This window comes from Nocardia heshunensis (assembly GCF_054782115.1).
Genome location: NZ_BAAGTC010000005.1, coordinates 386,927 through 411,192 on the forward strand (window position 1 = coordinate 386,927; position 24,266 = coordinate 411,192).

Here is a 24,266-nt window from a genome sequence, read left to right on the forward strand (position 1 = left end):
ATGGCACATCGTATGGCGGAGCTGGGCTTGCCGGACGCTATCGCTGCAGCATTGTTCGATCTCGACGGAGTGCTGACCGGTACCGCGGCCCTGCACGAGCGCGCCTGGAAGCAGGTCTTCGACGAATTCCTGGCCGCGCGGTGCGGTGCGGGATTCGAGCCATTCTCCCTCCGTGACTACGAAGCACATGTCGACGGGCTGCCTCGGCTGGATGGTGTGCGCGAGTTCCTCAGATCACGGAATATCACTGTGCCGGAGGGAAACAGCGATGGCGCCGGCGACCGTTGGACGGTGCGCGGGATCGGGGACCGCAAGGATCGACTGCTGAAGTCCATGATCGACCACGACGGCGTACGCGCCTATCCCGGATCGGCGGAGTACCTGTCTGCCGTACACGCGGCCGGATTGCGGATCGGGGTGGTGTCCTCTTCGGCGAATGCGGCAGCGGTACTCGGGGCCGCGGGACTGTCCGGATTCATCGAGGTACGCGTCGACGGGAATACCCTCGCCGAGCGGAATCTGCCCGGCAAGCCCGCACCGGACGGGTTTCTCGCCGCCGCGGCGGCGCTCCACGTATCGCCCTCGCACGCGGCGGTTTTCGAGGATGCGGTGGCCGGAGTTGAGGCCGGGCGCGCGGGCGCGTTCGGATTCGTGGTCGGTATCGAGCACGCAGGTGATCAACGGCAGATCACCGCGCTACGGAACGCGGGCGCGGATATCGTCGTATCCTCCTTCTCCGACTTGAGCCGCTCATGAACGGTGATAACGGATTCCGGATCGAACCCTGGGAATTACGCTGGTGCGGAGTGGATCTGGACGACCTGCATCGGACCGAATCGATCTTCGCGTTGTCCAACGGCCACCTCGGATTGCGCGGCACCCTCGAGGAAGGGGAACCGGTCGGCCTGCCCGGCACCTATCTCAACGGCTTCTACGAAACTCGGCCGCTTCCCTACGCCGAAGCCGGATTCGGCTATCCGGAGCTGGGACAGACCGTGGTGAACGTGACCGACGGCAAGATCATCCGCTTGCTCGTGGAGGACGAGCCGATGGATCTGCGCTACGGGCACACCGAGGCGCACGAACGGGTGCTGGACTTCCGGTCCGGCACCCTGCGCCGCCAGACCGTGTGGACCTCACCGACTGGCCGGCGTGTCAGGATTCGGTCGGAACGGCTGGTATCGTTCACCGAGCGAGCGGTGGCCGCGATCCGATACCGTGTCGAACCCGTCGACGAGGACCTCGCGCTCGTCGTGCAATCGGATCTGCTTACGAACGAGCCCATTTCGCCGCCCGGGGGTGATCCCCGGCGGGCCGCCGCCCTGGACCGACCGCTGGTCGCCGAGCATCGCGGCGCGGGTGAGCTCGGCGCGGTGCTCGTTCATCACACTCGGCACTCCAGGCTGCGGATGGCGGCCGGCATGAACCACGAACTCGAGGTCGGAGACGAACCCAGCTGCACAGTGCATGTCGAGGACGACCTGGCCCGAGTGACCATCGCCGCCGATGTGGCGCGCGGAAACGACCTGTGCCTGACCAAGTTCCTCGCCTACGGCTGGTCCGGGCGGCGTTCCGGGCCCGCGCTGCGCGCGCAGGTGGAGGCCGCGCTGGCGGTGGGCAGGGAGATCGGCTGGGCCGGTCTGCTGCAGCGGCAGCGCGCCTACCTCGACGAGTATTGGGCGCACGCCGATGTCGAGCTCGCCGGTGATCCCGAACTCCAGCAGGCGGTGCGGTTCGCGATGTTCCACGTTCTGCAGGCGGGTGCTCGCGGTGAGGCGCGGGCGATTCCCGCCAAAGGCTTGACCGGGCCCGGCTACGACGGCCATGCGTTCTGGGACACCGAAACCTATGTGCTGCCGGTGCTCACTTACACGATGCCGCGGGCCGCCGCCGACGCGCTGCGCTGGCGACACGCCACCCTGGACCAGGCCCGGCGACGGGCGACCGAACTCGGACAGGCGGGGGCGATGTTCCCGTGGCGGTCCATCAACGGCGACGAAGCCTCCGGCTACTGGCCCACCGCCACCGCCGCCGTCCACGTCAACGCCGACATCGCCGACGCGACCGCACGCTATCTCACCGCGACCCGCGACGAGCAGTTCGAAACCGATTGCGGTGTAGAGCTTCTCGTCGAGACTGCACGACTGTGGCCGAGTCTGGGGCACCACGAATCCGACGGTTTCCGCATCGACGGCGTCACCGGACCCGACGAGTACTCCGCACTCGCCGACAACAACCTCTACACCAATCTGCTGGCCCAGCGGAATCTGCGGGAGGCCGCGGCGGCCTGCCGACGCCGCCCCGACGTGGCCCGGCGGCTGGCAGTGGACGCGGGCGAGATCACCCGTTGGTGTGAGTGCGCCGACGCCATGATGCTGCCGTTCAACAGCGAGCTCGGTGTGCACGAGCAGGCCGAGGGCTTCACCCGCTACGACAGCTGGGATTTCGACGCCACACCGCCGGAGAAGTATCCGCTGCTGCTGCACTATCCCTACTTCGACCTCTACCGATTGCAGGTCGTCAAACAGGCCGATCTGGTGCTGGCGATGTACCTGTGCCCCGATGCCTTCGACCCCGGACAGAAGGCCCGCGACTTCACCTATTACGAGGGCCTCACCGTTCGCGACTCCTCGCTGTCGGCCTGCGTCCAATCCGTGGTGGCCGCCGAGATCGGCGATCTCGACCTGGCAGCCGACTACTTCGCCGAAGCCGCGCTCACCGACCTGCACGACCTGTACGGCAATGTCGACGCCGGACTGCACATCGCCGCCCTCGCCGGTACCTGGCTCAGCTGCGTAGGTGGCTTCGGAGGCTTTCGCGACCACGACGACCATCCCGCCTTCGCACCCCGCCTACCCGTATCGATCGACCGACTTTCCTTCCGAATCCGCTGGCGCACAACCGATATCGCCATCGATATCACAGGACCGGCCACCACCTACCGCCTGCTGTCGGGCGACCCGCTGCCACTCACCCACCACGGCACCGTGCACAAGCTCACCGACACCCCGCTCAGCCTCGCCAACCCACCTCCGCCGCCTCGGCCGGCGATCACACAACCGCGAGGGCGCGCGCCCCGGCCGCGCCTGCCGCATTTCGAATGAAAGTTCCAGCCCTCATGCAGGACGACCAAGGGAAATTCGATCTCGGTTCTGCTGCTGCACAACGTCGATGGCGCGCCTTCGTCGTGAGGTCCCATAAGCCATGCGTCTCACCGAAGCATCGAAATCGTTTGCAGCGCAAGGTTTCGAACTCTGGTTCGGGGTAGTCGAACGGTGGTGCAGCGTTGCGCCGATCCATCGCAACCCGTCGAAGGACGATAACCATGAGCACACGTGACACCACATCCCTGCTGACGCAACTGCGTGCGGTCCGCGACCTGACCAATACCGAGATACAGGTCGCAGAGGCTCGAATCGCGCAGGCACGCACGGACGCAGTGCGCCGCGAGCTATCGGAGAACGCCGCCAACGGCCGCGCCCGCGCCGAGGTCATCGAATCCGCCATCCGCACACTCGGTGGCGTACCGGCGGTCGTCGGCCCCTTCCTTGGGCGGGTCATCGCCGCGTTCAAGGTGTTGGGCGAACAGGGCCGGCCGTTCGAGGAAGCCCTACTCGGTGACCTGTCCCTCGAGCACCAACTGCTCGACCGGTCCCGCTACATCAAGGCGCTCGCCACCGACGGGAAGCAATCCGATGTGGCGGCCCTGGCCGAACGGCTGATCAAGGCGCATACCGCGACCGTGGACTGGCTGACCACGGTGCTGGCCGAGGACGCGCTCGGCGGTCCGGCAGCGTTGCGTCGCACACCGCTTCAGGTCGTCACCGGCACCGCGATGAAGGTGGCCAATATCCCGATGTCGTGGTCCGCCCACGGCATCGACCGGGTCCTCGATACCTTCCGTGCCGCGCCTCCCGCGCTCGAAGAGCTGCTGGCCCGGGGCGCGCACGCCCGGGATATCGCGGCCAAGACCCTCGGTGCCTCCCGGGACGCCGCGCTGCAGACCGCCGAACAGGTCACTCGACGGGAAGGAGCCGAAGCGACGGCCGACATGTTGCGTTCGGTCCGCACCGCGACCGGCGTTCTGGAACCCAGCGAACTGCCCATCGAGGACTACGACGAGCTGAACGTGTCCCAAACCGTCTCAGCGATCAAGGAATTGGATACCCCCGCCGAACTCCGCGCGATTCTCGCCTACGAGGAGGCGAACAAGAACCGGCACGGCGTCGTATCGGCCTCCCAGACCCGCCTCGCCGCGATCGCGCCGGAAATCACGGGACTGAATTGACCCCCGATGCACGGAGATCCGACAGCGGCCTGATTCGTGGGCGTAGTTGCGGGTAGCCGGAGAACGTCGGTGCCCGACGGAGCATGGACCGAAGGTGCCGATGTGATGCATTGCCCGCCCACCCCGGCATGGTGCGCCGTCCCTTCGCGCACTACAGGGCGGGCAATGCCCACCTCCACCGGCGATCGCTGATCGGACGCTAGGAGAATCTCTTGAACTCTGCCGAAAGAAACCTTTTCGCTTCGGCTTTCGCAGCCCTCGTGCTCCTCGGCCGGATGGTTGACGGCGAGACATCAGCGGACGCGGAGGATGGACTGCCGGTCGATATCCAGTCCACTCTGACGCGTCTCGAGCTCGCGCTGATAGATCTACGCGGCCGCCTCGCGGCCGGCCCCGACGATATCGAGGCGGAATTCCACCTGAACAACCGAAACTGCCGAGCGCTGGACTCTTTTCCCGTGTCGCCCGCGGTAATCCGCTCCCTGCGCGTAGGTGGAAGCGGAAGGCACCCCCGAAGAAGGCGCGACACCCGCCGCCCCCCACATGGCCGCCCGATCTCCGCGCCGCCGCGGCCATAGCGCGCCGAACCTGCATCGGATTCGGGCGCTGACAATCCCACCGGCGTGGCTGCGGCGCTCGGAAATACGGCCGCCGTGGTGCGCGCGTCCTGCGTCGATCCCCGGGTGGTCCGGGCGGAAGTAACCCGCCCGCCGAACGTTTCAGGGCGGATCGTTCGGTTACTCGACCGACTGCCGACGATCCGATCGGCGCACAGGACAGCGGAAGGAAATCCCATGCTGATGCTCACTCCCACTGCCGCAGCGGCGGTTCGCGATATCACCACCGGTGCGGGCGCACCGCCGCAGGCAGGTCTGCGGATCACCACCACGAACGATGCCGAGAGCTTCCACCTCGCGGTAGCGGCCGCACCGTCCGAGGACGACGAGGTGTTCAACGCCGAAGGCGCGCGGGTCTTCCTCGACCAGAAGTCCGCCGCCTACTTCGACGACAAGATTCTCGACACCGGTCTCAACCCCAAGGGCGACCCCACGTTCGTGGTCGGACCACAGGCCCTCACCGAATAGACGCGGTCGGGACATGTCCATGAATCTCGCCCGCACTCTGATCACTTCGCATCTGGTGTCCGGCACGATGACGCCGGGTGCGGAAATCGCGCGCAGGATCGATCAGACGCTGCCCCAGGACGCCACCGGCACCTTGGTGATGCAGGAACTGGAGGCGCTAACCTCGATCGCGCCCGGACCGAGGTGAGCGCCCAATACGTCGATCACAATCTGCTCCAGACCGACGAGCGCAACGCCGAGGATCACGAGTACCTGCGGACCGCGGCCCAGCGCTTCGGACTGTGGTTCTCGAAGGCGGGCAATGGCGTGTCCCATCCGACCCACATGCAGCACTTCGGCATCCCAGGCAAGTTGTTGGCCGCTTCCGATTCGCACACCTGCGCGGCGGGCGCGCTGAGCATGCTGGCCATCGGCGTGGGCGGACTGGAAGTGGCGCTGGCGATTCCGGGCGACCCTTGCATATCCGGATGCCCCAGGTATGGGGCATCCGGCTGGAAGGCGAACTGCCGCACTGGTGTTCCGCCAAGGACGTGATACTCGATGCTGCGCCGCCACGGTGTCAGCGGCGGGATCAACCGCATCATCGAGTATCACGGCCCGGGTCTGGCGTGCTTGTCGGCGATGGACCGACATGTGGTCGCGAATATGGGCGCCGAACTCGGCGCCACCACCACGGATTCGACTGTCGTCTCGGCAGGTACAAGACGCGCTGGCGGGCGGTCTCATACCTCGCGTGGCTCAGCAGGGTTTCGCCTCGTCCCGAGAGGTTATAGCCAGAGCATGACACCGGTCTGGAAGATCGATACCCCGGCCCGGCTGCGGGTGACATCGGGACTGCGCTACGACGTGGTGGTCATCGGCGGCGGCCTCACCGGCTTGGTCACCGCATTGCTGTTGGCCGAGAACGGGATCGAGGTTGCGGTACTGGAAGGCCGCCGTATCGGCGATGGCACCACCGGCGCGAGCACCGCCAAAATCAGTCTGTTGCAGGGCATCAGGGGCCAGCGCATCAGGCATCGCCACGGCGCTTCCACGCTGCGTACCTACCTCGACGCCAGCCGGGCCGGACAGCAGTGGCTGCTGGAGTACTGCGCTGGTCACGGTATCCCCCACCAGGTTGCCGACGCCTTCACCTACGCGCAATCCGAGCGCGAACTTGCCTTCGTCAGACGGGAATTGCGTGCATTGCGGGAGGCGGGGCTCCCGGTCGAATTCACCCGCGACGTCGATGCGCCCTTTCCAGCGCTGAGCGGGGTGCGGCTCGCACAACAGGCTCAGGTGAATCCGATGTCGTTGTTGCAGAACCTCGCCGCCGACGTGGAATCGCACACAATACCCATCTACGAATCGAGTCTCGTGGAAGGCGTGAGCGTCGCGGCCACGGGCGACCATCTCATCGCCACCGAGCACGGCACGGTGCGCGCGGGCACGATCATCCTTGCGACGGGGACGCCGATTCTGGATCGGGGCGGATTCTTCACACGGCTGGTTCCGCTCCGGTCGTATCTCACGGCTTATCGACTGCCGCACCCGGTTTCGCAGGCCATGTACATCACCGCCGGTGAGCCGACGAGGTCCATCCGCACCGTGCCCGATCCAGATGGTGACGTCTTGCTCGTCGGCGGCAACGGCCACGTGGTCGGGCGCGAGGATCACACCGACGACCAGGTCGCCGAGCTGCGCGGCTGGACCGCACGCTGGTTTCCCGCAGCGACGCATCTGGCCAGTTGGTCCGCACAGGACTATCTGCCGATCGGCGAACTTCCCTACGCGGGGCCGTTGCTCCCGGGCCAGGACGGAATCCTGCTCGCCACCGGATACGCAAAATGGGGCTTCACCAATGCGGTGGCGGCCGCGCACGTTCTGGTCGGGCGGATCACCGGCAAGTCACCGGACTGGGCCGACGTGTTCGCCACCTGGCGGCCGGACGAACTGCGATCCCTGCCCGCCGCCGTCCGCACGAACGCGGCCGTCGCCCTGGAATTCTGCGCCGGCTGGTGGCATCTGACCCGCCCCGCGACCGATCCATTGCGCACGCCCGAGGGAACCGGACGCGTCGAACGCCGCTTCGCCCGCCCGACCGCAACCTGCACCAAGGGCGGCACGACCACCTCGGTCTCCGCGATCTGCCCACATCTGGGCGGCATCGTCCGCTGGAATCCGGCCGAAAAGTCTTGGGACTGCCCGCTGCACGGCTCTCGCTTCGCGGCCGACGGAACACGCCTGGAGGGTCCCACCACACATTCCCTGACACCGCTGTCGACAACCATTACCGGACAGGAGACACCACCATGACATTGATTCAGCCGAACCAACCCGAGCCCGATTCTGCGGCCTATGAACTGGCCGGCATCGTCGCAATCGTGACAGGAGCCGACACGGATCTCGGCCGCACCGTCGCCATCCTCCTCGCCCGCGCCGGAGCCGACGTCGTGCTGGCGTACCAGGGTGATCGCCAGGAGGCCGAGCAGACACGGAAACAATTACTCGAGCGCGGCCGACGAGTTGTGCTCGTGCACGGCGACCCGACCGACGCCAGCGCGACGATCGATGCGGCGTTCCAGCAATTGGGTCGGATCGATGTAATCGCGTCTACGATCCCGAGCCAGCACTGACCGGAGAGAAGTCCCCCATGACGACCGATCCGAATGAAGTGGAGCGAACAACCGGCCGCACAGGTGCTGCGCCGCCAACCGGATGGCGAAGGTTACGCCGACGGCATGCTGGAGAGGGAATCGAGGACGGTGTCAACGTGCTCGGGGCCGTGCTGTGTGGACTGGGTATCGTCGCACTGGCTTTGGCGCTGGTCGCCGGTGGATATGGATTCGGTATCTGGTCCGCGGTGGCCGGTGTCGTCTGTGTGGTGCTGTTGGCCGCAGGAGCCACGGTGATCGTTTGGGAATGGCGACGTCGGCGCACTCGAGACCCAGCGGGAGCCGCTGTGCGACAAGGCCATTGACTCCGCGATGTCTGATTCATCGGCGGCGGAACCCCGAACGGACGACAGCGGCCGGCGCGAAACGGAAGCCGAACGGCTGGACCGCAATTGGACCAGCCTGATGCAGGAGCTCCGTGTCGTCGAGACCGGCGTTCAGCTGTTGACCGGCTTTCTGCTGACCTTGCCGTTCCAGAACCGCTTCGCCGACTCGTCGCATGCCCTGCGAATGCTGTACCTGCTGATCGTCACCGCGTCGATCAGCGCGACGGTGTGCCTGATCGCGCCGGTGGCGGCGCATCGAATGTTGTTCCGCCGCCATCGGATTGCGAGCGTGGTGGTCACGGCGCACCGTTACGCCATCGCCGGGCTGGCGCTGCTGGGCATCGCGCTCACCGGCGTCGCGATTCTGATCTTCGATACCGTCGCGGGTCCGCTGCCCGCCGGCGTGGCAGGCGTGTGCTTCGGGCTGTTCTTCGCCGCGGTCTGGGTCATTCACCCGTGGCGGCAACGTCGGGGGCTGGGCTCGCGGCAGTGATACACATGCTCGGTCTCAGGCAGGGACGGTGGCGGTCAGTCGATCCCACACCCGATGCTGGGCAAGCAATTCCGCGAACGATTCCAGGAAGTGGTCGAGCACTCCGCCACCCGCGGCGGCGGTGAAGAGCACACCGTGACGCTGGACGAATTCACTGTCGGCCGGGACATCGGGCAGCACACCGGCGATCCGCAGCAGAATGACTCCGGCGCCGAAGCCGCCGATCGGCTTGGCATGCTTGAACGCCTCGAGGACGAAATGCAGGACGGCGCCGTCGGCCGCCAACGTATCCGCCGCGCCTGGTCCTCCTGCGACGAGTACCCCGTCGTAGAGCACCGATGACACTGTCGCCAGCGCATGGTCGACCTCCAGCGGTTCTCTCTCCGCGATGTCCGCACGGACCGAACCCCCGTGCGGAGCAATGATTTCGACGATCACTCCCTGGTCCGACAACCAGGATCGCAGTCGGCGCACGCCGATCGAGTCGACACCGTCGGCAACCAGAATGGCGACCTTGCGCGTGACGATCATGTCGGTACGGGCGGGCACGATCGACAGCGCAGGCGAGACTCCGACCTCGGGAGCGTCCGATTCACGTGCTATGACCCGCATGCCAAGCTCCTCGGCGACGCGGATCGCGAGATCCGGATCGACGCCAGTGAGGTGGTCGAGAACGCGCGCGCGAATCGCGGGACGCTGCACCTTGCCCAACTCGAATCCGTAGGCCGCCACGATGTGGTCGCGCTCGGGGGCTGACATGCTGTTCCAGAACATGCGGGGCTGCCGGTAGTACTCGCGGAACGCATCGCCCCGCCGTCGAGCGGGTACCCCGTATAGCGGCTCGGGGTAATGCCCGAGGGCGCCGTCGCCGCCGAGGGCCGGACAGCCGCCGCCGATGGTGTTCTTCGTATACGCGGCCTCGCCCGTGGGAATGGTGTGCTGTGCGAGACCGTCCTGTTGATGGTTGCGCACCTCGGCCAATGGCCGATTGATGGGCAGTTGAGCGAAGTTCGGGCCACCAAGCCGGGTCAGCTGGGTATCGAGGTAAGAGAAGTTGCGCATTTGGAGCAGCGGATCATCGGTGAAGTCGATGCCCGGCACCAGGTTCGCGGTATGGAACGCCACCTGCTCGGTTTCGGCGAAGAAGTTGTCCGGATTGCGATCGAGCACCATCGAGCCGACCGGGATCACGGGGATCTGTTCCTCCGGAACGAGTTTCGTCGGATCGAGCAGGTCGAAGTCGAACGCGAATTCGTTCTCCTCCGGGATCAACTGCACGCCGAGTTCCCACTCCGGGTACTGACCGGCGGCTATACAGTCCCACAGGTCTCGCCGGTGGAAGTCGGGGTCCTGGCCCGCAATCTGCTGGCACTCGTCCCACAGCAGGGAGTGCACGCCCAGCTTCGGCTTCCAATGGAACTTCACGAAAGTCCCCAGCCCGTCGGCGTTCACGAGCCGGAAGGTGTGCACGCCGAACCCCTGCATCATGCGGTAGCTGCGCGGCAGTGCGCGGTCCGACATCAGCCACATGATGGCGTGCAGGGTTTCCGGCTGCTGCCCGACGAAGTCCCACAGGGTGTCGTGGGCGGAGGCGGCCTGCGGAATCTCGTTGTGCGGCTCGGGCTTGACCGCGTGCACGAAGTCGGGGAACTTGATGCCGTCCTGGATGAAGAACACCGGAAAGTTGTTCCCGACCAGATCGTAGTTGCCCTCGGCGGTATAGAATTTGGTCGCGAATCCGCGCACGTCCCGGACGGTATCCGCGGAGCCTCTGGACCCCGCGACGGTCGAGAATCGCACGAACACCGGGGTTTCCACGGCCGGGTCGGTGAGGAAGTGAGCCACCGTGTGCTCGGCGAGCCACTCGTCGTAGGGCCGGAAGTGCCCGTAAGCCCCCGCACCTCGCGCGTGCACCACACGCTCGGGAATGCGTTCGTGGTCGAAGTGCGTGATCTTCTCTCTGGCGTGGAAGTCCTGGAGCAGCGTCGGACCGCGCTCGCCGACCTTCACCGAGTCGTCGGTGTTGTCGACCCGGACACCTTGCTGGGTCGTCAGAAAGCCGCGTTCGCGATCGACGCGATAAGCGTCCAGTTGCCGTTGCTTCTCGTCGAATACGTCATCCATCAGTGCTGCCTCTCGGATCTGCGGGTGAACGTGGTCGAGAGTGAACCCACCACGTCTCGCAGCTACCCGCAGCGGAGGGGCGCAAACCCGCTTCGCGCATGGATGCAGCGACCCGATCGGTAGTGTCGATGAGGTGAGCGGCGGGTTGCGGCACAAGTTCTACCGGATCGGGCGTTTCGATCGGGCAGTGACCGCCGCGGTCGCGAAACTGCCGGACACCAGGACAGACCGGGAGCTTATCCGCCTCACCCGAAGCGCGGACTTCAGCGTGTTGTGGCTGCTCCTGGCCGCTGTCCTGGGTACCCGCAAGGGGACATCGCGACGCGCGGCTGTGCGCGGCGTGGCGTCCGTGGCCGGCACGAGCCTCCTCGTCAATGCCGGGCTCAAGACGCTCATCGCACGCCGGAGACCAGCCGCCGAACTGCTGCCGGTCCATCGCAGACTGGTTCCGGCACCCACCTCGTCGTCATTCCCCTCCGGGCACAGCGCTGCCGCGGCCGCGTTCCTGACCGGCGTGGCACTCGAAAGTCCGCGCTCCGCACTGGTTCTCGCCCCGCTCGCGGCGACGGTGGCCTATTCGCGGGTGCATACCGGCGTGCACTGGGGCAGCGATGTCCTCGCCGGTGCGGCCATCGGGACCGGTGTCGCCATTGCGACTCGGCGCTGGTGGCCGGTCCGCACGACCGACGAAGCCGAGGCCCGGCTCGTCCGGGACGCACCAGCCCTGATCCGGGGCAAAGGGCTGCTGGCACTGGTCAATCCGGCCGCCGGAAACCCGGGCCACGACCCCACCGCCGATATCGCCGCCGCGTTGCCCGACGCCACTCTGGTGCGCTGTGATCCGGATGTCGAGGTGACCGAACAGCTCGAACGCGCACTGTCCGACCACGCCGGACCGGTGCTGGCGCTGGGCGTCGCGGGCGGCGACGGCACCGTGGCCGCCGCCGCGGCGGTGGCCCTGCACCACGATCTGCCTCTGGTTGTCATACCCTGCGGCACCCTCAACCACTTCGCCCGCGATCTCGGCGTGTACGACCTGCGCGAAGTCCTCGACGCCACCGGCACCGGCGAAGCCGTCGCCGTCGATATCGCGGCCGTCGAATACCACGACGAACAGGGCCTGCGCACAAGGCAATTCATCAACACGGCCAGCCTCGGCAGCTACTCCGACATGGTGCGGCAGCGTAATCGATGGCGGCCGCACCGAGGTCGATGGCTCGCATTCGCGGCCGCCGCCGTGACCACGCTAAGGCGCGCCGAGCCGATCGAGATCCGCATGAACGGCCGCCGACAGCGAGTCTGGTTCCTGTTCATCGGCAATGGCGCCTATCAACCGCTCGGCGCGGTACCCGCGTTTCGTGACCGGCTCGACACCGGCCTGCTCGATATTCGATGGCTGCGCGCCGACCTGCGCTGGTCTCGGACCCGCGCGGTGATTGCCCTGTTGCTGACCGCAGTCGGCCACAGCAAGGTCTACGGCGAACGCCTGGCCACCGAACTGACCGTCGAGCTACCCATTCGCGAACCGCTGGCCGCCGACGGCGAAATCGTGGGCTCCGCCCACACCGTCCGCTTCCACATCGCAGGCCGCCTCACCGCCTATCGGCGCGACGAATCCAACGACCTCTGGATCAACCGCACCCGCCCACACCATCGCGGGTAGGCCGCAACCCGGTTACAGGCCCAGGGAACTTGGATTCCGGCGGCGAGTGAACTGCACGATCACTCGATATCCGGGAAGTTCGCCGTCGAACGCTTCGCAGACCGACTCGATCGAGTCGGTCAGGGTGTACAACAACCCGCGACCGAAGCCGTCCTCGGCCAACGCCACCCGTACATCGGCAACCACATCGAGAGTGAAATCCGCTGTCAGCAAAACGGTTTCGGCCACCGCACGCAACATCGGCAGGCGGGCCGGTTCGGCGGATCCGCGCGCGTACCTCGGCGTTGCGGTGCCGTCGTCAGTGACGTGCGCGTGGGTCACAGCCCTACGACCCGGGCACGAGCTCCGGACCGGGCGTTGTAGTCGGACACTCGTCGCGTACCCCGACCGGCAGCAGCCAACCGGATTCACTACGGCATCAGCGAACTTCGACGAACGCGCCGCGAATGGTGCGGCTTACGATGGCAGTTCGGCCGGGTGCCGGTGACAACCCTCCAGTGTGGCGTTCGTCAATTCGGTAACCACATCGCCGACCTCTCGATGCCTGCGGAAGGCGTCGAGTTGTCGGCGTGCGCCGTTGCCGCGGGTGAGGACGGCCTGGATCGCGTCAGTGACGAATGCGCGGTCTCCCAACTCCTCGAGGGCTGCCCCGACATGATCGACCAGTTCGGCCAGCAGAGCGGGCACCGGTAAGACACGGCCATCCACCGGGTGCACACCGCTGCCGTCGATCCCTGTTCGCGCGGCCTTCCAGTAGGCCGCGCGCAGCATCTCGTCCTGGACCTGTGGTGCGATATGCCCTTGCTCCAACGACATTCGCGCGGTCATGACGGTGGCCCGCACCAGAGTGGCCAGCAGCGCGGTCTCCTCGACAGTGGCCGGGACATCGCTGACCCGAATCTCTACGGTGGGATAGTTCATCGACGGGCGGACATCCCAGTACACCATCGTCTCGTCGAGGATGCTGCCGCTGGACACCATCATGGCGACCAATGCGTCGTATTGCTCGGTCGAGGCGAAATAGGGTGGCGGGCCCGCGCTCGGCCAGCGTCGCCACAGGATGCTCCGCCAGCTGGCGAACCCGCTGTCGGCGCTACGGTAGATAGCGGAATTCGTGGTCAGCGCCAGGAACAGCGGCAGCCAAGGCCGAAGATAATTGCTGACCTGCAGCGCGGTTTCGCGATCCGGCACCGCGACGTGGACGTGAGCGCCGCAGAGGCCCTGCTCGTGTGCGAGCATGCCGAACCCCTCGGCGATGCGCCGATAACGTGCCGTGTCGGTGACCGGGAACTTGTGCGGGACCGTCGGTGGAATCGCCACCGCGAGCAGGCGAGCGCCGTTCTGCTCAGCGCAGGACGCCACACCGAGACGCAACGCGCGTAGCTCCGCCAGCAGATCCGCGGTGTTCGAGTGCACGCGGGTATTCGTCTCGACCTGGCATCTGGTCAGTTCCAGCTGCAGATCGATCCCGCCCGCTGCGGCGGTTCGCGCCACCTCGGCGTTCTTCGCGGCCGGCGCTCCCGTCACCGGGTCCGCAAGCAGGAACTCTTCCTCAACGCCGACGGTCGACGAGGCCGCGTCCATTGCTCTGAGGCTACTCGCCGAGTGGTCGGACAAGCCCACAACGCCCCTCCCCCGCAGCCCGACACGCGGTCCGGAAGGACCGTTTGAGCATGGATGCACAGGGAACTGCGGGACTGTCGAACACGGCCAGGCCAAGGCTATCGAAGGAGCCTCCACCATGACCCACAACGGTATTCGTCGAATCCTCGCACTGGCTTCCGCCACCGCGGCGGCCGTGCTGGTACTCGGCGCCTGCGACCAGGCGCAGGAAGTCGTGAACAAGGGGGGCGATACGCCGTGCAGCGAATTCACCACCCAGGACCAGAACAAACAGCGGATCACGGTCCGCAAATACCTCGACCAGGACACCAAGGTCACGCCGACGGCGAACCCGGACACCGTCGACGCGTCCATCGCGGCCATCACCGTGATGTGCCAGGCGCAGCTGAATCCCGACACCCCGATCCGTGATGCCGACCTGACCGGCATTCTCGTACCGAAGAAGTAGCGGCTCGGACCAACGTTCCTCGAAAGCGTTGCTTACCCAGCTGAATTCGACGCCACCAAGGACCATGCCAGAGCCTTCGAAGGCGGGAGATCGCCGATCCGCAGCGGCATATGGATCCGCCGCGGACCAGACGGTCACCCACCGATCAACAGGTACTTCGGCTGGCCAGCCGGTCTCGGCGGCCGATCGATGTGCCGCCGGACCCGGTCGGTTCAGCATCTTGGTCGAGGGCCTGTTCCCGCAGCCGCTCGAGCGTTCTGGACAGGATTCGCGATATCTGCATCTGCGAGACACCGAAGCGCTCGGCGATCTGAGACTGCGTCTGCGATTCGAAGTAGCGCAGAATCAGAATCTGCCGCTCACGGGCGGGCAGCTGAGCGATCAACGGCCGCACGGTCATCGCGTCCACGGTGAGCTGGTAGCAGGGTTCGTCAGCGCCCAGAGTATCGAGGACCGCGGAGGGCGTGCTCTGTTCGTCGGCCTGCGAGAGCCGATCGAGCGATTCGGCACGAAAGGCGTTGCGCGCGACCAGCGCCTGGGTCACGGTGCGCAGGTCGACCTCCAGTTCCGCGGCTAGCTCGCGCGCGGTCGGCAAGCGCCCGAGCCGCTGCGACAGCGCCTCGGTCGCGGGTCCGAGCCTCCCGTGAATCTCCTTGAGACCGCGAGGAACTCGCACCGCCCAGGCGTGATCGCGGAAGTGGCGGCGCACCTCTCCCATGACAGTCGGTACCGCGAAGGCCAGGAACGTACTGCCACGGCCGACGTCGAACCGATCTACGGCCTGAATCAACCCGAGCCGTGCGACCTGCTGCAGGTCGTCGTACTCCTCGCCACGGCCGGCGAACCGGCGGGCGATATGGTCGGCCAGCGGCATACACAACTGCAGGATCGTGTCCCGCAGGGCGCGCCTGCGGGGATCACCGCACGCCAATCCGGCGAGTTCACCGAACCGTGGCTCGATATTGTCGTAGCTGTCGGAAGTGGTCGATTTCGGTTTCGTCCGCTCTGAAAGAGCTGCTGTCGAGCTCATCGGGCAACCTCGATTGTGAATTCGACTCGGGCGCAAACCGATTGCCCGAGTGATCAAATCGTGACTCTGCCGCTTGCTGGACAAGTCGCCACGGCTATCGCTGATCACGCTCCCTTCCGGGATGCGATCTCGAGGCGCACCGACGACCTAGTCGGACCGGCTGATTACCCGGCTCCACGCAGCTCGTGTTCGGTCGCGCACCTTCCGGCAGCGATATCCGACCGATAACAATGATGTACCCGTTTCGTGCCGTGCTAACCATTCGGCCCGAACACCGCAGGTCAGACCGCTAACGCTCGTCGAGCGAGGGCAGCACGGTCTCCCGGATGACCAGCAGCACCGCAGCGGCGACGGGGATCGACAGCAGTGCCCCGACGATGCCGAGCAGGGCACCGCCGAGCAGCACCGACACCACGGTCACCAGCGCTGGCACCTCAACGGTTCTGCCGATGATCCGAGGCACCAGGACGTAGTCCTCGACCAGGCGCAACACAATGAAAAAGACGATCGTGGCGATGGTGACCGGCACCGACACCGTGAGCGCCACCAGCGCGACGATGATCCCGGCCAGGCTGGAGCCCACCACCGGAATCAAGTCCAGCAGGGCCACCAGGACGGCGAGCAACAGCGGGTAGGGCACCCCGAACGCAATCAGCCACACGAACGTCAGCACCGCCGTGATCACCGAGATCAGCAGGTTCCCGAGGATGTATCCGCCGACCTTGGCGAAGATCTCGTCACCGATCAGGATGGCGCGCGGCCGGCGCGAGCGCGGGAACAGGCGGTAGAGGGCCGCTCGGACATGAACGAAATTGGCCATGAAATAGCCGGTCAGCACCGCGACGATCACGGTTCCACTCACGACGCTGAAGACCCGCCGACCCGCCGTCACGATCCCGCCGGCCAGGCTCCCCTGACCCGAGTTGAGCGAGCTCACTACTTTGTCCCGCAGGTGGAATCGATTGTCCAGAGCGCCGATTGCCGGATATCGCTGTGTGAGGTGGTCGGCATACGCCGGGGCATTATGGAGAAGGGCTCCGCCTTGCGTGACCAGCGGTGGGATCGCGGCAGCGAGGAAACCGGCGAACAATCCGATCGCCACCAGGAACACGACCGTCACCGCCGCCCAGCGGGGAAACCATGGACGTACCAACCAGGACACGGCCGGTTCGAGACCGATCGCCAAGAACAACGCGATGACGATCAGAATCAGCACCTGCCCCACCGCGATCACCGCTTGGATGGCACCGTAGGTCACCGCCACGCCCGCCGCCCCGGCCATCCCGATCATGAACGGTGAGCGTCGGTCGAACCGTCGGCCGGGAATGCCGAGCGGATGCTGCGCGGTACTGGCCTGCGCCGCAGCGGCTTCGGCGGCGAGCATCGGACCGCCTTCCTCGCCACCGTGCGGCTGAGCTACCGCCGCCTTGTGACCGGAATCCGGTGCGAGAGGAGGGTTCTCGCCCGCATTCGAAGTGTCATGGCGCATCGCGCGAACCATACGCAGCATTCCCATCAGACCACTCGTTTCGACCGCAGAGTATGTCGGAGCCATACCCTGTCTCGGGCGAAATACCCACGCACCGATCTTGGAAGGAACGGTTTCGCGCTGCGGCTGATGCGGGCATTCGGATGGTGGGACAATCCACGAGTGCGGGAGCCATCGAAGAACTCACCACCCGACCAGGGTGCGGCGAGCGCCGCGGGCAAGTCGCCGGAGCGGCAAACCCAAGTGGTCGGCGGCTTCCGCTTCTGGTTCGTGGGCCAACGCTGGGAGTGGTCCGACGAGGTGGCCCGGATGCACGGGTACCAGCCGGGGACAGTGGAACCCACCACCGAACTGCTGATGTCGCACAAACATCCCGACGATCGAGCGCACGTGCAGGACATCCTGGACTACGCGCTGCACTCGGGTGACTCCTTCTCCAGTCGGCATCGTTTTCTCGACACAACCGGGGCGATCCACAGCGTGCTCGTCGTCGCGGATCGGATGTTCGACGAGTCCGGCGCGGTGGTCGGAACCTCCGGCTACTACATCGATCTCACCGACACCATCGCGGAATCCACGCAGGAAATGCTCGATGAGACCCTGCTGGAACTGTATGAGGCCCGCGCTCTGATCGAGCAAGCCAAGGGCGCACTCATGCTGGTGTACCGGATCAGTGCGAATCAGGCATTCCAGGTCCTGCGGTGGCGCTCGCAGGAAACGAACACGAAACTACGCGCATTGGCCGGGCAGTTGGTCGCCGAGCTGGAAACGATTTCGTTCACCTCCCCCGCCGCCCAGAATCGCTTCGACCATGTGCTGCTCACGGTGCACGAACGCGTACCACCGGACCCGCCGGCCGGTGACAGCCCGACTACGGACCCGCCCCACCGGGCACACAAAGCTCCCCGGCGCCCAGAGGGCCGTCGGTGAAATCAGTTATGAACCATGAGATTTCGGTACGGATCTGCGGATGAATCGACTGCTGGTCGACCGCGGCCGCCCATCCCGCGCGGCTGCTCGTCGTCGACCTGCGACGGGTCGCCTACGGCAGCGCCGGATTGAATGCCGTGCTCGATTGCCATGCTCAGGGCGCGGCCGTGGGAACATCGGTGCGGTTGGTCTCGCCGACCAGCGCCACCAGGCCGGTCGGCGCTTTCCTCCGAAACGGCTCTAGCGCAGCCGATTTCGCGGCCAGCCCCTAAGGGTGCGTTTACGGGCTGGGTTGCGGTGCGTTGACGTGGCAATCGGCGACCTTCGGGTTCACGCCAAGATAGTTCAGCGGGCCCGCGATGATGGTGACCGCGACGGTCGACGTGCTCGCGCAGTTGGTCGGCGCACTGTCGTAGTAGTGCCGCTGCCCAGCGGCAACCGCGCCGACGAGCAGCCACACGATCAGCAGCACCGCGACGATGCCGCCGATCCCCACCGACGATCGCCGGGCGCCGCGTGTTCTCCACTTGTCGTTCGTGTACATTTTCTGATTCCAATCTTCAGTTGAATTATGCAGTGCTGGTTCAGCTTTGGTCGGCATGCTCGACTCCCGAGCCGATGCCCGACCGGGTCAGTCCGCCGCGATACCGCCTTCCCGGATCACTGCGAGCACCTCGTTGTAGGTGAGAGTCGCTGTTACCGTGACGGTTTCGGAAGGCATATCGACATCCACGTATTCGATCCCATTGAGCCCTTTCAATCGCTGCTCAACCGCCGTTGCGGCTTCACGCGTCACGTTGGGCAGGGTGATGGTGTAGGTCATGTCCAGCGCGTAGCACCGCAGCGCAGGTTCAAACATGGATCCAGCAAGGGGTTTGAACGGACGTCGGCGAGGCATTGCCGAGGAGACCCGACTGGCTCGTCGAAGGAGGTTCGGGTGTCTACTACAGGTTGGACGATTGTTGTTGTGGCAGTGTTGATTTTGATCGCGGCTACCATTGTGTTCTTGCGGCCGATGCTGCGCAGGCGACGCCTGCGCGACAGGTTCGGACCCGAGTACGACCGCGTCGTCGAGGATTCCGATCACCGGCGAAACGCGGAACGTGAGCTGACCGACCGCGAGCGCAGGCACGCCGATTTCGACCTGCGTGCGCTTTCTCCCGATCGGCAAGCGCATTACCGCGCTCAGTGGGCCGGCATACAAGAACAGTTCGTCGACAATCCAGCCGATGCCACCCAAGACGCGGATCGCCTGGTGACCACGGTCATGGCCGAACGTGGATACCCAACCGACAACTACGACCAGCAGCTCGCCGACCTGTCCGTGGAACATGCGACGACCCTCGGCCACTACCGCGCCGCCCACGGCATCGCGACGCGCCCGGCCGGCACGGCCGTGTCCACCGAGGACAGGAGAACGGCGCTCGTGCACTATCGGGCGCTGTTCCGGGACCTGCTCGATGGCGATTCCCCCCACCAGCACAAGTAAGGAAACACAATCTCATGAGTACCGAACACGACCGGTCAGCCCATCGAAGCGTGAACGCCGAAGTGCCCGTGAACGACCCGGACTTCTCGACGGGCGATTTGGAAGGCCAGCCGATCGACAGTCGACGGGAATCGATGCACGCGGATGAGCCAGCCCACACGGGCATCGACCGCGAGGAGGGCACACCGCTGCTCGACCAGCACGACCTCGACCGCTTCCGCACACAGTGGCAAGAATTGCAGGGCGCTTTCGTCGACGACCCCAAAGAGGCCGTCACGAAGGCGGATTCATTGGTCAGCGAAACCCTCGAACAGCTCACCACCACCTTCGCCCAGCGCAAGAAGAAGCTGGACGAACAATGGTCGCGCGGCGAGGACGGTGACACCGAGGACCTGCGCCACGCTTTGCGCGGCTACCGCGACTACTTCGACCGATTGCTGACAATCTGAACCCACCGAGGGTATTTCGGCCCGCCACCACCGTTCACCGGTGGTGGCGGGCCGAAATCCGAATCCGTCTCACTGGTCGCGTGCGGGAAGCATTTCTTGGACTTTGGTTTTCGCGCCCTGCGTGATCAGGTGCCAGCCGCCGGGGTCGCCCCGCAGGATCGCTTCGGCGGTGTCCTTCATCTGTTCCCAGGTGGCGTGCGGCGGGATCGGCGGCACCTCGGGATCGGTGCGGATGTCGAGGAGGAAGGGGCGGTCGGCTGCCAGGGCTGCCTCCCAGGCAGGGCCGACGTCATCCGCGGAGTCGACAGCGATGGCGGCCAGGCCAGCGGAACGCGCGACATCCGCGTACGAGATGTCCGGAAGGGTTTGGGATTCCTCGAATTTCGGAGCACCACCCATGGCGCGCAGTTCCCAGGTGACCTGGTTGAGATCGTTGTTATGGAAGACGCACACGATCAAACGAGGATCGCTCCAGCGATCCTGGTAGCGAGCGATGGTCAGCAGTTCGGCCAGGCCGTTCATCTGCATAGCGCCATCGCCGACCAGAGCGATGGCGGGGCGGTCCGGGTGGGCGAATTTCGCGCCGATGGCATAAGGAACGGCCGGGCCCATGCTCGCGAGCGTTCCGGACAGTGAGCCGCGAATGTCGCCGCGCATCCGCAGGCATCGCGCGTACCAGTTGGTGGACGACCCCGAATCTGCGGTGACGATGGCGTTGTCCGGTATGCGCTGCGACAGCTCCCAGACGACCCGCATGGGGTTAACCGGCTTCGCCTCGAGCATGGACTGCCGTTCGATCGTCTGCCACCACCGGACGACATTCTCTGCGATCTCGAGCGGCCAGGCCCGATCCGGTTTCGCATGTACCAGCGGAATCAGTTCTGCCAGAGTGGCTTTGGCATCACCCACCAGATTCACCTCGGTCGGGTAACGCATGCCGATCATGGTGGGGTCGATGTCGATCTGAACAGCGCGCGCCTGTCCGAACTTCGGCATGAACTGCGCATAGGGGAAATTGGATCCGATGATCAGCAGTGTGTCGCAGTCACGCATCAGTTCATAACTGGGGCGAGTACCGAGCAGCCCGATAGAACCTGTGACATAGGGCAATTCGTCCGAGAGAACGTCCTTGCCGAGCAGTGCTTTCGCCACGCCTGCCCCGGTAAGATCCGCCAGGCGCTGAACCTCCAGCGCCGCGCCGCGCGCACCCTGACCGATGAGAATCGCCACGCGCGAACCCGCGTTCAATATCTCTGCGGCACAATCGATCTGATCCTGCGATGCACGGACCATCGGTGCGGCCACAGGCCCCGGAGAGCTCGACGGCACCTGCTTGAAGTCATGAGTCGGCGCATCGTACGGCTCCTCCTGCAAGTCGGATGGGATGATCACTGCGGTCGGCGCGCGCCGGGCGGCGGCGATGCGAAAGGCTCGGTCCAAGGCGTTGGGCAACTGACTGGACACGTTCACCTCCACCAGATAGTCAGAGGCGACATCCTTGTACAGACTCTGCAGGTCCACCTCCTGCTGGTAGCTGCCGCCCATCGCGCTGCGCGCTGTCTGACCGACGATCGCCACTACCGGCACGTGATCGAGTTTGGCGTCGTAGAGCCCGTTGAGCAGATGGATCGCGCCCGGGCCGGAGGTCGCGAGACAGACTCCCACCTTGCCGCTGAATTTCGCGTAGCCCGTTGCCGCGAACGCCGCCATCTCCTCGTGCCGGACCTGGATGAAGGCGGGATGATTGGCGGCGCGGCCGAAAGCCGCGATCAGGCCGTTGATCCCGTCCCCGGGATAGCCGAAGACCTGATCCACCCCCCAATCGCGAAGTCGCTCCACCACATGATCACCGACTTGTCGCGTCATGTTCGCTCCTGTTCTCCAGCCCGGTACTTGTCGGCCGCCGGATACCCGCAACGGCTCCCGGCAATCACGTCGTTTGCCGGGTGATGCCTCGGGTACCGCACGAATGTGCTGTCAGCACTGCCATTCCGGGCGCGTCAGTTCGCGCCCCGTTCACGTCAGGAGGAACCATGCCCAAGGAATGGACCAGCAAGCAGGAACGCCAGTACGAACACATCAAGGACTCGGCCGAGGACCGCGGCGCGAACACGAAACGGGCGAAAGAGATCGCGGCCCGCACCGTCAACAAGAACCGCGCCCGGGCCGGGCAGACGAAAACCGCCAGCCCCACCTCGTTGCAAGGCAAGTCCCCACAGCAACGCGGCGGGCAGCGCTCCGGACGGAACGGACCCAAGGGGCTGACCCGCGACCAGCTGTACAACGAGGCCCGGCAACGAAACATCAAGGGCCGCTCGACCATGACCAAGGCACAGCTCGCCGAGGCACTCGGCAAGAACTGAGACTCCACTGCTGCGCTGTTTGGCTCGTCCGCCCGGTGGTACCGCTGCGCTACCCGGTTCACGACCCCAGGAGTCTCCGATGAACTCTGCCGAATCCCGTCTGGCGGCCTCCGCCCTCCTCACCGTTCAGCTGCTGCGGCAAGCCATGGAGCGCGAGATGACTTGCAGCGCTCTGGATTTCGCCGGAGGAGACGAGACAATACGTCCGGACACCCGCCTGATCTTCATCAACCTCGAGAACGCGATGACCGACCTGCGTGTCCACTTCGATCTGCACCCGGACGACATCGACCTGGATTTTCACACGGGCGTCCTGCCGCACCCGCCGGTGGAGCCTCCTGAACCGGTGCCCCCTCGGCCGCCACTCGAACCCGTGCCGGTGCCGCCTTCACCGCTGCCGCCCGTACCTGAACCCCCGCAGCCCTTTCCGACTCCGCCGTTGCCCGGCAAACCCGATCCGGAGCCCGGACCCACGCCGATCCCTCAGATCGCGGGGCGGCTCGGCTGACAGCGGTACGAGACGGCTGGGACCGGTCGGGTGGACCATCGCAGGCACCGCCTCGATACTCGCGACCGGCATGAACGCGCTCATCTCTTAACGGTGGAGATAATGATCAGACGAAGAATCGACCGGCCTGCAGAGTTGTTCTGGAGAGGCTGGTTCGAGGCCGCGAGAAGGGTTTTCGCGACCGTTTGGTCGAATCGCCTTACCGACTGGGCCGCAGCACTCACCTATTACAGTGTGCTGTCGTTGTTTCCGGGCCTGCTCGCGCTGACGGCCGGCCTCGCACTGTTGGATCCGGCGGCGATCGATTCGCTGGTCTCGACCATCCGCGACCTCGGACCGAGTAACGGCACCGGCCTGCTGATCGACAGCCTCGGCCAATTGCGTGGTGCGCATGCGTATTCCGGGCCGCTAGCGGCAGTGGGTCTGGCGAGCGCGGTATGGACGTCCTCGGGCTATATCGGTGCTTTCATCCGGGCCTCCAACGCGCTGTACGGCGTCGAAGAAGGACGTGCGGTGTGGAAAACGCTGCCGCTGCGCCTGGGACTCACCATCGCGGTCGGGTCTGCGGTCGCGGTCTGCGCGATCGGCTTGGTCGTCACCGGCGGTATCGCGAACCGGGTGGGTCGCTGGATCGGCGGCGGCAATGCCACCGTGTCCATCTGGAACATCGTCAAATGGCCGGTGCTGGCGCTGCTGGTGAGCCTGGTGTGCGCACTGCTGTACTGGGCAGCACCCAATGTCCGCCAACGCGGGTTCCGCTGGCTGACTCCGGGAAGCTTCCTGGCGGTACTGATCTGGGCGGCCGCCTCGGCCGGATTCACGGTATACGCGGGCCATTTCAGTTCCTTCAACAAGGTGTACGGCTCACTCGGCGGCGCCGTCGTCTTTCTCGTCTGGCTCTGGCTCACCAACCTGGCAGTGCTGCTGGGCGCCGCGTTCGATGCCGAATTGGCACGCGGCGCCCTGATCGCCGAAGGGCACTCACCGACCGAGGAGCCTGTCCTGCCACCCCGCGATGCACCCGGCTGAGCGGCTCACCAGCGGTACCACCGCCCGCGACCACCGGCGGCATCAGCGCCGCGGAACACGAACCCGAGCACCCAAATCACCAACACCGCGATGGCGACCCACCACAGGACCTTCACCAGGAAACCCAGCCCGGCGAACACAACGGCGAGCAGTAGCACCAAAAGTAATACGGCCATTTCGATCAACCTCCTGCCCACCGCTTACCCGCATCACTCCAGCTGTAACGCACACGAGCCACACCGTTTCGAGGGCGAACGGCCGGGCATCCGCGGGTT

25 protein-coding genes and 1 pseudogene are annotated in these 24,266 nt (G+C 65.7%); 17 read left to right on the forward strand and 9 right to left on the reverse strand.

The genetic code is table 11. The annotated features are described in order from the left end of the window. From ACYVN4_RS20515 to ACYVN4_RS20555, 9 genes and pseudogenes are all read left to right on the forward strand, one after another. Positions 1–756 carry an HAD family hydrolase gene (locus ACYVN4_RS20515; RefSeq protein WP_460723470.1) on the forward strand — a complete coding sequence of 252 codons (756 nt, stop codon included), beginning with the start codon at positions 1–3 and terminating at the stop codon, positions 754–756. Then, a complete protein-coding gene (locus tag ACYVN4_RS20520; protein WP_460723472.1) occupies positions 753–3,104 on the forward strand; it encodes a glycoside hydrolase family 65 protein in 2,352 nt (783 codons plus the stop codon). Before ACYVN4_RS20515 ends, ACYVN4_RS20520 begins: the two co-directional genes overlap by 4 nt. A gap of 221 nt (positions 3,105–3,325) precedes the next feature. Continuing rightward, on the forward strand, positions 3,326–4,288 hold the full coding sequence (locus ACYVN4_RS20525) for a ferritin-like domain-containing protein (RefSeq protein ID WP_460723474.1): 963 nt from the start codon (positions 3,326–3,328) through the stop codon (positions 4,286–4,288). Positions 4,289–5,082: 794 nt separating this feature from the next. Next, the gene (locus ACYVN4_RS20530; protein WP_460723476.1) at positions 5,083–5,373 is read left to right on the forward strand and encodes a hypothetical protein; all 291 of its coding nucleotides are present in this window, start codon (positions 5,083–5,085) and stop codon (positions 5,371–5,373) included. A 19-nt stretch (positions 5,374–5,392) separates the two neighbouring features. Next, positions 5,393–5,560 carry a hypothetical protein gene (locus ACYVN4_RS20535; RefSeq protein WP_460723478.1) on the forward strand — a complete coding sequence of 56 codons (168 nt, stop codon included), beginning with the start codon at positions 5,393–5,395 and terminating at the stop codon, positions 5,558–5,560. Beyond that, a pseudogene (locus ACYVN4_RS20540) lies at positions 5,557–5,985 on the forward strand (aconitase family protein); the annotation flags it as partial. The gene ACYVN4_RS20535 and the pseudogene ACYVN4_RS20540, both read left to right, overlap by 4 nt. A gap of 168 nt (positions 5,986–6,153) precedes the next feature. Further along, a complete protein-coding gene (locus tag ACYVN4_RS20545) occupies positions 6,154–7,668 on the forward strand; it encodes an FAD-dependent oxidoreductase (RefSeq protein WP_460724049.1) in 1,515 nt (504 codons plus the stop codon). Continuing rightward, positions 7,665–7,988: an SDR family NAD(P)-dependent oxidoreductase gene (locus ACYVN4_RS20550; protein WP_460723480.1), complete on the forward strand. Its 324-nt coding sequence runs from the start codon at positions 7,665–7,667 to the stop codon at positions 7,986–7,988. The genes ACYVN4_RS20545 and ACYVN4_RS20550 overlap by 4 nt, the downstream gene beginning before the upstream one ends. 351 nt (positions 7,989–8,339) lie before the next feature. Beyond that, positions 8,340–8,846, forward strand: coding sequence for a DUF6328 family protein (locus ACYVN4_RS20555; protein WP_460723482.1), 507 nt, complete (start codon positions 8,340–8,342; stop codon positions 8,844–8,846). A gap of 15 nt (positions 8,847–8,861) precedes the next feature. Here ACYVN4_RS20555 and ACYVN4_RS20560 read toward each other — a convergent pair whose 3' ends face one another. Next, positions 8,862–10,970 carry a catalase gene (locus ACYVN4_RS20560; protein ID WP_460723484.1) on the reverse strand — a complete coding sequence of 703 codons (2,109 nt, stop codon included), beginning with the start codon at positions 10,968–10,970 and terminating at the stop codon, positions 8,862–8,864. Positions 10,971–11,103: 133 nt separating this feature from the next. Between ACYVN4_RS20560 and ACYVN4_RS20565 the strand changes: the two genes are divergently transcribed. After that, on the forward strand, positions 11,104–12,633 hold the full coding sequence (locus ACYVN4_RS20565) for a phosphatase PAP2 family protein (protein WP_460723486.1): 1,530 nt from the start codon (positions 11,104–11,106) through the stop codon (positions 12,631–12,633). A 12-nt stretch (positions 12,634–12,645) separates the two neighbouring features. On the opposite strand, the gene ACYVN4_RS20570 is transcribed toward ACYVN4_RS20565, so the two are convergent. Next, positions 12,646–12,861 (reverse strand): hypothetical protein, encoded by a 216-nt coding sequence (locus ACYVN4_RS20570; protein WP_460723488.1) that lies wholly within the window; start codon positions 12,859–12,861, stop codon positions 12,646–12,648. 228 nt (positions 12,862–13,089) lie between these two features. Next, a complete protein-coding gene (locus ACYVN4_RS20575) occupies positions 13,090–14,217 on the reverse strand; it encodes a glutamate--cysteine ligase 2 (protein ID WP_460723490.1) in 1,128 nt (375 codons plus the stop codon). Positions 14,218–14,374: 157 nt separating this feature from the next. On the opposite strand from ACYVN4_RS20575, the gene ACYVN4_RS20580 reads away from it, so the two are divergent. Beyond that, positions 14,375–14,704, forward strand: a complete 330-nt coding sequence (locus ACYVN4_RS20580; protein WP_460723492.1) for a hypothetical protein — start codon at positions 14,375–14,377, stop codon at positions 14,702–14,704. A 145-nt stretch (positions 14,705–14,849) separates the two neighbouring features. Here the strand turns inward: ACYVN4_RS20580 and ACYVN4_RS20585 are convergent, their stop codons facing one another. After that, positions 14,850–15,734, reverse strand: coding sequence for an RNA polymerase sigma factor SigF (locus ACYVN4_RS20585; RefSeq protein ID WP_460723494.1), 885 nt, complete (start codon positions 15,732–15,734; stop codon positions 14,850–14,852). Positions 15,735–16,023: 289 nt separating this feature from the next. Further along, entirely contained in the window at positions 16,024–17,223 is a 1,200-nt protein-coding gene (locus ACYVN4_RS20590) for an AI-2E family transporter (RefSeq protein ID WP_460723496.1), read from the reverse strand. 243 nt (positions 17,224–17,466) lie between these two features. Here ACYVN4_RS20590 and ACYVN4_RS20595 point away from each other — a divergent pair, with 243 nt between their 5' ends. Continuing rightward, complete coding sequence (locus tag ACYVN4_RS20595; RefSeq protein ID WP_460724050.1) at positions 17,467–18,153, forward strand: PAS and ANTAR domain-containing protein; 687 nt, start codon at positions 17,467–17,469, stop codon at positions 18,151–18,153. Positions 18,154–18,433: 280 nt separating this feature from the next. Here ACYVN4_RS20595 and ACYVN4_RS20600 read toward each other — a convergent pair whose 3' ends face one another. Together ACYVN4_RS20600 and ACYVN4_RS20605 are read right to left on the reverse strand one after the other, a co-directional pair. Next, complete coding sequence (locus ACYVN4_RS20600; RefSeq protein WP_460724051.1) at positions 18,434–18,697, reverse strand: hypothetical protein; 264 nt, start codon at positions 18,695–18,697, stop codon at positions 18,434–18,436. Positions 18,698–18,784: 87 nt separating this feature from the next. Beyond that, complete coding sequence (locus ACYVN4_RS20605; RefSeq protein WP_460723498.1) at positions 18,785–18,976, reverse strand: cation transporter; 192 nt, start codon at positions 18,974–18,976, stop codon at positions 18,785–18,787. Positions 18,977–19,090: 114 nt separating this feature from the next. Between ACYVN4_RS20605 and ACYVN4_RS20610 the strand changes: the two genes are divergently transcribed. Together ACYVN4_RS20610 and ACYVN4_RS20615 are read left to right on the forward strand one after the other, a co-directional pair. After that, positions 19,091–19,642, forward strand: a complete 552-nt coding sequence (locus tag ACYVN4_RS20610) for a hypothetical protein (RefSeq protein WP_460723500.1) — start codon at positions 19,091–19,093, stop codon at positions 19,640–19,642. Between the two features lie 14 nt (positions 19,643–19,656). Continuing rightward, entirely contained in the window at positions 19,657–20,091 is a 435-nt protein-coding gene (locus tag ACYVN4_RS20615) for a hypothetical protein (protein WP_460723502.1), read from the forward strand. A gap of 69 nt (positions 20,092–20,160) precedes the next feature. Here ACYVN4_RS20615 and ACYVN4_RS20620 read toward each other — a convergent pair whose 3' ends face one another. Beyond that, entirely contained in the window at positions 20,161–21,957 is a 1,797-nt protein-coding gene (locus ACYVN4_RS20620) for a thiamine pyrophosphate-requiring protein (RefSeq protein WP_460723504.1), read from the reverse strand. Between the two features lie 167 nt (positions 21,958–22,124). Here ACYVN4_RS20620 and ACYVN4_RS20625 point away from each other — a divergent pair, with 167 nt between their 5' ends. The 3 genes from ACYVN4_RS20625 (at position 22,125) to ACYVN4_RS20635 (ending at position 23,991) form a co-directional block, all read left to right on the forward strand. Next, on the forward strand, positions 22,125–22,454 hold the full coding sequence (locus tag ACYVN4_RS20625; protein WP_460723506.1) for a plasmid stabilization protein: 330 nt from the start codon (positions 22,125–22,127) through the stop codon (positions 22,452–22,454). Between the two features lie 79 nt (positions 22,455–22,533). Then, on the forward strand, positions 22,534–22,962 hold the full coding sequence (locus ACYVN4_RS20630) for a hypothetical protein (RefSeq protein ID WP_460723508.1): 429 nt from the start codon (positions 22,534–22,536) through the stop codon (positions 22,960–22,962). 30 nt (positions 22,963–22,992) lie between these two features. Next, entirely contained in the window at positions 22,993–23,991 is a 999-nt protein-coding gene (locus ACYVN4_RS20635) for a YihY/virulence factor BrkB family protein (protein ID WP_460723510.1), read from the forward strand. A 5-nt stretch (positions 23,992–23,996) separates the two neighbouring features. On the opposite strand, the gene ACYVN4_RS20640 is transcribed toward ACYVN4_RS20635, so the two are convergent. Beyond that, positions 23,997–24,167 carry a hypothetical protein gene (locus ACYVN4_RS20640; protein WP_460723512.1) on the reverse strand — a complete coding sequence of 57 codons (171 nt, stop codon included), beginning with the start codon at positions 24,165–24,167 and terminating at the stop codon, positions 23,997–23,999. Positions 24,168–24,266: the final 99 nt, after the last annotated feature.